This window comes from Actinoplanes sp. NPDC051388 (assembly GCF_055586225.1).
Map to the genome: position 1 here is coordinate 1 of NZ_JBVJIP010000039.1, position 8,723 is coordinate 8,723.

The following is an 8,723-nucleotide window of genomic DNA, read 5'->3' on the forward strand; positions in this document are numbered from 1 at the left end:
AGATCAGCGTCCGGTCGAGCAGCTCATACGGGAGGACTGGATCCATCGTTCCATGATCGAGTTCATTCGGGGCATGCGGACGCCGCTGAGGGGTCGCCTGTGGACCGGGTGCTGAGTGGCCTGGAACGCCGGCTGGGCTTGACGCCGGCGTCGGAAGAGCCGGATGAGCGGGTGGTGGCGTGTTTCCGGGCGATGCTCGACAGCGGCGACCTGTCCGCGGCCCGGCCCCTGAAGGAGAACCGGGACCGGGCGGCCGAGGTGCTCAAAGTCGTAGGCTCCGTCAAGACCGACTCATCAGTGTGGGTCAACAGCTGAAGTCTCGGCGAGTACGAGTGGGTTGTTGTAGTCGCGGTAGGAGACGACCGGCCGTCCTTGACCCGGAGCACGGCGATGATGGTCAGGTGCAGCAGTGCCTCGCGAACCACTTGCGCCGCTTGCTGAGACCAGCCCGGTCGGTGTCTCCGACCGCCGCCATCGTCACGTCGTCCCACTCTCCGCTGCGGTCCGGTCGTCGTCCGGCAAGACGGTGCCCTGATGTGACGCCGAACGGCGGCGCCGCGCTCGAAGCGGCGCCGCCGTCCCTGGCGGTTCGGTTAGGGACGCACGGCCTGGCTGGCCGGGGTCCAGGTGCTGTCCTTCTCAAGGTCGGCCAGCTTGACCGACTTGGCGATCTTCGTCAGCTCGGCGTCTGGCAGGTCGGTGCGCGAAGGGGTCGAGCTCCTCGACGGCGTGCCGGCACCGCCGGCGCTGACCTCGATCACCAGCTTGCCGTCGGCACTCCAGATGTTGCACGCGTGCCACTTGAAGCACCGGGTCTTCCCCGCCTCGGCCGGCGAGTTGGACTTCTCGCTGGGCAGGACCGTGATCGTGAAGGTGCCGCTACGCCGTGCCCGCTCACCCTGCTCCCACGGCTTGGTCAGGCCGGTGGTCGGCGGCGCCTCGCGGCCGTACTCGACGGCACCGTAGACGCCGTCCCGGGCCAGGTAGATGCCGCCCAGGCCGATCGCGGCGTGCGAGCTGACCTGCATCGCCTGGTAACCGTCGGGCACGTAACCCACGGTGAACGGCAGCGTGGCCGGCCGCGGCCTGCCCGGCTTCAGACCCGGTACCAGCGTGCCCAGGTCGGCGAAGGACGGCTCGGCGGCGATGTTGGACTGCGACGTGACGGTCGCCCAGGCGTTGTCGGCGTACTCCCAGGCCAGCAGCTTGTTGCCGGGCGTCGGAGCCTTCGCCGGGTCGAGCTCGTCGGGCAACGTCGCCTGGACCGCGCGGCGCCCGGCCACCGTCAGCTCGGTGCCCTTCTCGATCCCCTTGGGGTCGAACGCCCCCGGCCGGTAGACGGTGAGGAAGGCGTTCAGCCTCGGCCGGGACCGGTTGGCGGCCAGCTCGGCCTCGCTGACGTCGCCCACCGACTCGTCGTTGGTGAATCGGCCGTCCATGTAGATCGACGACATCTGGTACGCGGCGGACACCACGATCGGGTCCTTCACGTGGAACTTGCCCACGTCGTACCCCTTGAAGGTGAAGTCGAAGGCGGCCGGCTCCGGAGCGGCCGCCGCGGGGGCCGCCCGACCCGGGTCCGGCCGGGTCGCGTTCGGGCCGGTCAGCGACGGCAGGGCGAACGCACCCGCCACCGCGACCACGACCAGCCCGGCGGCACCGGCCGAGGCCAGCCCAGCCCGGCGGCGCCGCTCGGCCCGACGGCCCGCCGCGACGATGTCGTCCGCGCTGTGCGTCAGCGGCGGCTCGCCGGCGGTTACGGTGTCCACGAATTCATGCAACTGCACTGGCCCACTCCTCCATCGTCTCCCCGGTCAGATTGATGCCCTCGGCCGCCAGCAACCCGCGCAGCTTGGCCAGCCCGCGCGACGCCTGGCTCTTGGCCGTGCCCACGGTGCAGCCCAGGATCCCGGCCGTGTCCTCCAGGCTGAGTCCCAGGTAGTGCCGCAGGACCACGGCGGCCCGCTGGCGGGCGGGCACCGCCGCGAGCGCGGACCGCAGGCGCATCCGCTCGGCGGTCACCCCGCTGGCGTCGCTCACCGCGGTGTCAGGCATGGCGTCGCCGGCCGACCGTTCCCGCCGCCACGGACGGCGTTTCTCGTCGATCGCGGCCCGCAGGACCATGGTCTTGGCGTACAGATCCGGTCGTTCCAGCTTGCGCCAGCGTGGGTAGAGCTTGACCAGCGTGTTGGCCACGGCGTCCTCCGCCGCGTGCCAGTCCCCGCAGGTTACGTAGGCGAGTTTCCGCAAGGACGCCATCTGGGACGTCACGAACTCGCGGAACGCCTGCTCGTCGTCGGCTTTCAATCGGCTGCCTCCTCATGACGGAGGTGGAACGGTGCCGTCCCGCCAAAAGGTTGCACAACCGGGAAAGAAAAGATGCTGGGCGCCGTTCGAGACCCTGCGCGTGCCGAAAACCTCATCCGTCCTGGCCATGGCCACCTTGATCATCGAGACGAGATCCGCTGCGGTTACGAGTGCCGGCCCTACGCGGCAGACATCCAGGCCGATAACTACGCGAAGATGACCCGCTGTGCTGCTTCGACTGGCCTACCTCGGTGTGGCCAACACGCTCGCGCTGCTCCGCCTTCCACCCATGAGCGACCACGCCAAAGACGCCGAGATTCTCGCGCTCCGGCACCGCTGATCCTGCGCGAGCGCTCGGATGGTGCGTCCGACAGCGGTATTGACATGGCGGGCACCGTGGCCAGTGGGTCGAGCGTGACGCCTGTGCATCGACCGCACCGGGTGCGCGCTGCGTCCTGAACCCCACGCCACGGCCAGTCACGGGGAGGAGACCGCGATGGGATCGCCGACTACGGGCCTGCGCAGTGCCTCCATGCATGTGCTGGCCGTGGTGATCTATCAGGGGCGCGACGATGACGGTTGTTACGTGACGCTGAAAATCACCACGGGCAGGGCGTTCAGGACGCCGACGAAGATCCCGGCGAACCGGACTGCCGGATCGGTGAGGTGTCGCCCATCATCGGCAAGGCGCCCGGAACGCCTGATCATCTGCGCTCCACCACGGGCCTCGCACACTCAACGTGGTGATTGTGAAACCGGCGCCCTTTGTGGATCGCGGCTTGTCTCGGTGTCGCCATCAGCCAGAATGCCGAGTCACTCTCCGTAGACGGGCAGGTAAAGGATGAGGCGTGTCCGGTCGGCGTGTCGAGGGCGCGGACTGGTCGCGGTGGGTGGGAGTGCGCGGCGTGCTGCGGCGTTCGGGATCGGTGGGTACCCGCATCGGGGCGACGAACACGAACGGCACGTACAGCACCAGCCCTCCCGCGAATCCGGAGACGTACAGCAAGCGGAACATCGGGTCGCCGGCCAGGCGGCGGACCGTCCAGGTGGCGATGACGTGTCCACCGCGGGCGGCCACCGGCATCACCGCCGCGCAGGCCAGCAGCACCACCATGGAAGCGAGGCCGAGCCACGCTTCGGTGCGGCGCCAACCGATCGAGTCCACGAGTCTGGCCGTGACGATTGGGCCGAGCACGGTACCGGCGCCGATGCCCGTCACGGCGATCCCGACCGCCTGCACCCGGTGCCGCACGAACATCGCGCCGACGTTCGCGACCGTCGGTACGTTGACGCAACTCACGCCGATGCCCACGACCAGATAACCGACGACCGCCGTCGCGACGTGCCCGGCGGCCGCGATCAACGCGAGCCCGGCGGCGAGGACCGTCCCACCGGCGGCCAGCATGGGCCTCGGGCCGTATCGGTCGGCGAGCCGCCCGGTCATGCCGCTGAGGGCGAGAAAGGTGAACGGGAAGACCGAGAAACCCAGCCGGCCTGGCCGGCGCTGATCCCCAGCGACTCCCGCATCGGGGCAACCACGCTGCCGAAGTTGTACGAGAACCCGAAGGCCACACCCAGCGCAACGAACGTCGTGCCCACCGCCCACCACCCCGCCGGGGAGTTGGGCGCCGTGGTCCTGGGCCGGTCCGTGGCTGCCGGTTGGGCAGCGCCGGCGTCCGTGGCCCGTTCATGGGGGTGGTGCGGGCACGCAGCACAACTGGCTGGCCCCGGTCGCCACGAGGTGGCCATCGACGTCCCAGACCTTCCCGGTGACGCCGATCCGGCCCTGCCGCCCGACCTGGACCGCGCAGTCGATCAGCAACCAGTCCGAGGATGTGTCGACGGGATGGAACGAGGCGTTGATGTCGAGACTCGGAGCGATGAACGGCCCGTCGCCGTTCGTGTGCCAGAACGTGGGCCAGCCGTAGGTGTCCAGCAGGATCAGCGATCGGGCGGCGTCGAGGAACGGATCGTCGAACTGCGCCCGCGGCCGGAAGCGGAGCCACTCCCGCAGCCCCGCCCCGCCGGGGTCGCTTGTGGATCGGCGGGAAAGGTTGGCCCAGAAGGGGTAGGGCCCGCCCGGCTCCATCACGGTCGAGGCGTACGGCGACGGTATGTCCGGTGCCCGTGCCGGTTGCATCTCATACCCCGGCGCCACGGCCGCCGTCTGCACCTGCGCGGACAGGACGGGCCGGTCGTCCTGCGTCATCGTCACCGCGAAGACCTCGGTGCGACGGCCCCGCTTGAGCGTCACGACGTCGATGGTGACATCGTCGAAACGGGGCGAGCGCAGGAACGTGGCATGGATGCCGGCCGGCTGGGGAATGTCGGCGCACATCCCGGCAGCGCGAAGCGCGAGCGTCGCGAGGTAGCCGCCGTTGGGGCCCCAGATCCGCCACTCGGGAGACAGGCGAGCGGTGTAGTGCCCGCCGGTGCCGTGAAGGCGCGTCGTCTCGTCCAGACACGCGCCGTTCGTGGCGGTGTCCGCGGGACTATCCAATGTCACGGTTGGGACGCTACGCTCAATTGGTGCCGATCTTGTTGACCAATTGGTAAATGGCTTGGATGCCTCCGCCGTCTCCTACGCCCTCGGTGAGTGGATGGCCATCGACGCGTCCGGACGGCTCCCCCGACCAGATCGCGCTCGCGTTCACCCACGCCATCGACGCCGGCCTGCTGCCCGCCGGTACGAGGTTGCCGGCCGAACGGGACCTGGCCAACGCGCTGTCGGTGAGGCCGTCCGACGCTGCGCGCCGCACTCACCGACCTGCGAGCCCGCGGCCTGATCGGGGCATTGCAGGGCTCGGGCACATGGATTGCCGGGACGGGCCGCCGACGCGGCCGGTCCTTCGCCGAGGCGGCCGCCGGCAGCGCCGCCGTCAACCTGGCCGCCTCGGTACCGTGGGACGCCCGCGCCCTGGCCGAGTGCGGGTTCCGCCTCACCGTGCGGGAGATCTTCGCCCTGACCGCCGACGGCTACGGCACCGGCCTGGTCGAACTCCAGGAGATCGTGGCCAGCCGGGCCGCGGCCCACCACCTGCCGACCAGTCCCGCCAACGTCGTCGTCATACCCGGCGCCCCGCGCGCGCTGCTCGCCACGCTGGAGCTCATCACCTCGCCCGGCGACCGGATCCTCGTCGAACGGGAGGCATACCCCGGCACCTTCGACGTCTGCGAGACGCTGCGCTTCATCCCCTTGCCGGTCGACTTCCACCAGCCCGACGGCGTCGACCGGGCCCTCACACGGCGGTCCGCGGCCGTCGCGGTGCTGCAGCCGATCGTCAACAACCCCACCGGCGGCGTCCTGGCCGACGAGCACCTCACCGCGCTTGCCCGCACCTTCGACCGGCACCGGGTGCCCGTTGTCGAGAACAACGTGCTCGCCGACCTGCGTTTCGACGACCGGCCGCCGCCGGGACTCGCCGAACGGTGCGGTAGTGCCCCCGTATTCACCATCGGGTCACTGTCCAAGACGATCTGGGGTGGCTTGCGAGTCGGCTGGATCCCTGCCCCCGAGGCGCCCGCCGCAGAGCTGCGCCGCCGGATCCACCGGATGGACCTGGGCATAAGTGCGCCCAGCCAGCTCATCGCAGCACAGGTCCTGCGAACGATCGACGGCATGCTCGTCCGCCGGCGCTGTGAACTCGCCCGCACGGCCGCGCTCGCGCGGGAGAAGCTGGCGCATTGGTCTCAGCCGGCGTTTGAGCTGGCCGTGATCGGCTTCCACCGGGTTGTTCGCGTACTGCTCGACGTGGTGCCACGCCGACGGGACCAGCTCGTCGAGAACTCCCGGGTAGACCGCTGCGGGGTCAGTGATCACCTCAGTCGGTTTCAGTGAGCATCCGCAACACCCGGGTGACGAACCGGCGAGCCGCCGAGGCCTCGCGCGAACTGTTATGCCGAACGGTTTGTCCGCAGCGTCCGAGCCGAGTGCACCGACCGGATGCTGATCTACCACGAGCGTCACGCTCGTACCGTGCTCGGCGCGTACGAACGGCACTTCAACGACCACCGTCCACACCAGAGCCTCGAGCAGCACCCACCCAACCACGACCCCGATGTGGTCGTCGCGATGAAGGCACCGGTGCGGCGTAGGCGAGTTCTCGGCGGCATGGTCAACCAATACTCACGGGCCGCATGACCGAATCAAACGAGCCGCAGGCCACGGGCCATGGGACGAGTTTTGGCACGGCACAGGCTGGCTAGAGCCCCCGCAGTGTCATGGAAATTGGGAGCGGACGGTTAGGAGCGGCTGCCTCCGGTCTCGCGGCATGCGGCGACCGTGTCCAGCGGATTGGCCCAGAATGCACTCACGAGTTTCACCAACTCCGCGGGCGCTCGGAACAGCGGTCCCACATGACCGGCCCCGGGCAGAACGGCAAGTGCGCCATTGCTCATCCGGGCGGCTGCCCGCCCGGCTTGGGCGACTGTCCAGTACGGATCGTCCGGGCCGGTGGTGAACAGGGTGGGAGTCTTGATCTTCTCCAGCAGAGGTGTGAGGTCGCGACGGTTCAGGTGGATCCAGTGGATCGCGTCGTACATTCCGCGGCGGTCGGCCCGGCGGACGGCGGCTTCCACGAGAACCGCGGCCACGGGATCGTCGGTGCGGGCCTTTGGTCCGAGCATGGAATCCAAGACGGGGCCCGTGACCGCTCGGGGACCGCCGACCCGATAGAGCCGAGCCAAGATGCGGATGAGCCGGCGCTCACTGTCGCTGAACCCCGGCATCGGGGCACCAATCGCCGTAAGTGTCCGACAGCGGTCGGGATGGGCTTCGGCAAACATCACGCCGACCCGACCACCCAGCGAGCATCCCAGCCAGTCGACAGGGTCGCGGACGCCCTCCGTGTCCAGAATGTCACGCGCAGCGCCGACGCAGTCAGGCTCACTGAACGGACGCCGCTCACCTGCCTGCCCACCATGGTTAGGCGCATCCACCATGATCAGCCCCCGAGTGGCGGCGAGTGGCTCGCAAACCCGCGTCCAGGTGGTGGAGTCAAGCAACATGCTGTGCCAGAGCACGGCGGGCGGGCCGTCGCCGAGGGTGGCCACGGACAATGGTCCGAGCCGGGTGTCGACCCGATGGGGGTCGGTGTTCGCGGGGTGGCTCACGTCAGCTTCCACCTCCACAGTTGGGGTGCCGCAATTCTCTACCTCCTCGCGAAGGAGGGCGAGTGGTGGCTACTCGTTATCCCCCTCGGATTTGGAGCGTCGGTTAGAAGCGGGGTACGCCGACGCCGGTTGGCGATGACGGCCCTATCGGCGGCCGAGCATCGTCGGCGGCAAGATGAGACTCTCGCCCGCGACGGCGATGATTCAGCCGATCGGCAGGTCAGCCGTAATCGACAGCCGCCCGACAGGGGAGCAGTTTTGGGTTGTATCCGGCCATCGAGATCGCCCTGCACCTCGGCTACGTTGACGCAGCTCACAAGCTAGGTCTTGCCGTGTTTGAGTACGCGTTTCGCCTCTGCACCTGGATACCAACCTGCTCCCCTCGAGACTCGATTCGGCAGGCGGCGAGCACACATGTCCAGGCGGCGGCGTCAGCGGCGGTTCGACGCCCGAGCTGTTGAGCGCCTCCGCGGCGTAGGTTCACCATTGCTACGGTCCGGCGTCCGCCGCCGATGCCTTCGGCGACACCTGGACCCCGTGGTGACTCCCAGCCGATCGGCCGCCCCGGGACAACCGTGTTGATCTAAGTTGGCCCGGTGGGCAGCGATGACGTCGAGCGGGCAATTGCGCAGCTCACTGGCAATGCGATGTCGCTGACCCTCGATCAGCGGCTGCGGATTGCGGCGCTCCTGGCCCGACCGGCACCGCCGGAATTGACCCCCGACCCTCGGCCGTCCGCCAGCCGGCCGATTGAATCCGTTGTGCTAACCGTCGAGGAGGCCGCCGATCTGTTGAAGGTCGGCAGGACGACAGTCTATGACCTGATCAGGGGCGGGCGTCTCGACAGCATCATGATCGGGCGGCTGCGCCGAATCCGCTACACCGACGTCATTGCCTACCTCGACAGAGCGGACGCAAGCGACCCGCACGGGGCCAGCCTTCAGGGACCGGCGACAGCCGGTGCCGGCTCGAACCGACCGAAGACAACGCCAGCGCGGTAACGGGTCGCAGGATCCAGATCACACCAACCCCGCTCCCCCACAACGAACCTCATCAGCATCACGAGCCTTCGGCCGACCTACGAACCACGACTATCGGTCTTGCTCACTGGCTGGCACAGTCGCCACAGGTGACGGCCGGCAGGCAGCGAGCAACACGGTCGGGATACAAGCCGGAGCACCGAACACCTATCCCAGCCGTGCATTGATATGGCACCCCTCTGTGTCATCCATGAAGGAGCGAGGCCGGTCAAGTCGCTGGTTTGAGCGCTTTGTCGATGCCCGGCCCCGTTTGTGGGCACCGCG

General features: G+C 68.8%; 9 protein-coding genes and 2 pseudogenes. 4 read left to right on the forward strand and 7 right to left on the reverse strand.

Annotated features, from left to right (window positions below; translation table 11 throughout):
* Nucleotides 1-99 precede the first annotated feature (99 nt).
* On the forward strand, nucleotides 100-315 hold the full coding sequence (locus ACZ6TI_RS47955; RefSeq protein ID WP_465352005.1) for a hypothetical protein: 216 nt from the start codon (nucleotides 100-102) through the stop codon (nucleotides 313-315).
* 278 nt (nucleotides 316-593) lie between these two features.
* Here ACZ6TI_RS47955 and ACZ6TI_RS47960 read toward each other — a convergent pair whose 3' ends face one another.
* From ACZ6TI_RS47960 to ACZ6TI_RS47980, 5 genes are all read right to left on the reverse strand, one after another.
* Entirely contained in the window at nucleotides 594-1,769 is a 1,176-nt protein-coding gene (locus ACZ6TI_RS47960) for a hypothetical protein (protein WP_465352006.1), read from the reverse strand.
* A 4-nt stretch (nucleotides 1,770-1,773) separates the two neighbouring features.
* Nucleotides 1,774-2,307: a SigE family RNA polymerase sigma factor gene (locus ACZ6TI_RS47965; RefSeq protein ID WP_465352007.1), complete on the reverse strand. Its 534-nt coding sequence runs from the start codon at nucleotides 2,305-2,307 to the stop codon at nucleotides 1,774-1,776.
* 582 nt (nucleotides 2,308-2,889) lie between these two features.
* Nucleotides 2,890-3,015 carry a hypothetical protein gene (locus tag ACZ6TI_RS47970; protein ID WP_465352008.1) on the reverse strand — a complete coding sequence of 42 codons (126 nt, stop codon included), beginning with the start codon at nucleotides 3,013-3,015 and terminating at the stop codon, nucleotides 2,890-2,892.
* Nucleotides 3,016-3,103: 88 nt separating this feature from the next.
* Entirely contained in the window at nucleotides 3,104-3,916 is an 813-nt protein-coding gene (locus ACZ6TI_RS47975; RefSeq protein WP_465352009.1) for an MFS transporter, read from the reverse strand.
* Between the two features lie 78 nt (nucleotides 3,917-3,994).
* A complete protein-coding gene (locus ACZ6TI_RS47980) occupies nucleotides 3,995-4,813 on the reverse strand; it encodes a thioesterase family protein (RefSeq protein ID WP_465352010.1) in 819 nt (272 codons plus the stop codon).
* Between the two features lie 438 nt (nucleotides 4,814-5,251).
* Between ACZ6TI_RS47980 and ACZ6TI_RS47985 the strand changes: the two genes are divergently transcribed.
* Complete coding sequence (locus ACZ6TI_RS47985; protein ID WP_465352013.1) at nucleotides 5,252-6,145, forward strand: aminotransferase class I/II-fold pyridoxal phosphate-dependent enzyme; 894 nt, start codon at nucleotides 5,252-5,254, stop codon at nucleotides 6,143-6,145.
* Here ACZ6TI_RS47985 and ACZ6TI_RS47990 read toward each other — a convergent pair.
* Nucleotides 6,041-6,328 (reverse strand): annotated as a pseudogene (locus ACZ6TI_RS47990) (hypothetical protein); the annotation flags it as partial. The gene ACZ6TI_RS47985 and the pseudogene ACZ6TI_RS47990 overlap by 105 nt on opposite strands.
* Between ACZ6TI_RS47990 and ACZ6TI_RS47995 the strand changes: the two are divergent.
* Nucleotides 6,233-6,448: pseudogene (locus tag ACZ6TI_RS47995) on the forward strand (integrase core domain-containing protein); the annotation flags it as partial. The pseudogenes ACZ6TI_RS47990 and ACZ6TI_RS47995 sit on opposite strands and share 96 nt — an antisense overlap.
* 101 nt (nucleotides 6,449-6,549) lie before the next feature.
* Here ACZ6TI_RS47995 and ACZ6TI_RS48000 read toward each other — a convergent pair.
* Nucleotides 6,550-7,419, reverse strand: a complete 870-nt coding sequence (locus ACZ6TI_RS48000; protein WP_465352011.1) for an alpha/beta fold hydrolase — start codon at nucleotides 7,417-7,419, stop codon at nucleotides 6,550-6,552.
* 596 nt (nucleotides 7,420-8,015) lie between these two features.
* On the opposite strand from ACZ6TI_RS48000, the gene ACZ6TI_RS48005 reads away from it, so the two are divergent.
* Nucleotides 8,016-8,420: a helix-turn-helix domain-containing protein gene (locus ACZ6TI_RS48005; RefSeq protein ID WP_465352012.1), complete on the forward strand. Its 405-nt coding sequence runs from the start codon at nucleotides 8,016-8,018 to the stop codon at nucleotides 8,418-8,420.
* The last annotated feature ends 303 nt before the right edge of the window (nucleotides 8,421-8,723 follow it).

Bases quoted from the DNA above. Each gene is read 5' to 3' on its own strand.
- ACZ6TI_RS47970 (WP_465352008.1), bottom strand. From the start codon at position 3,015: ATGATCAGGCGTTCCGGGCGCCTTGCCGATGATGGGCGACACCTCACC.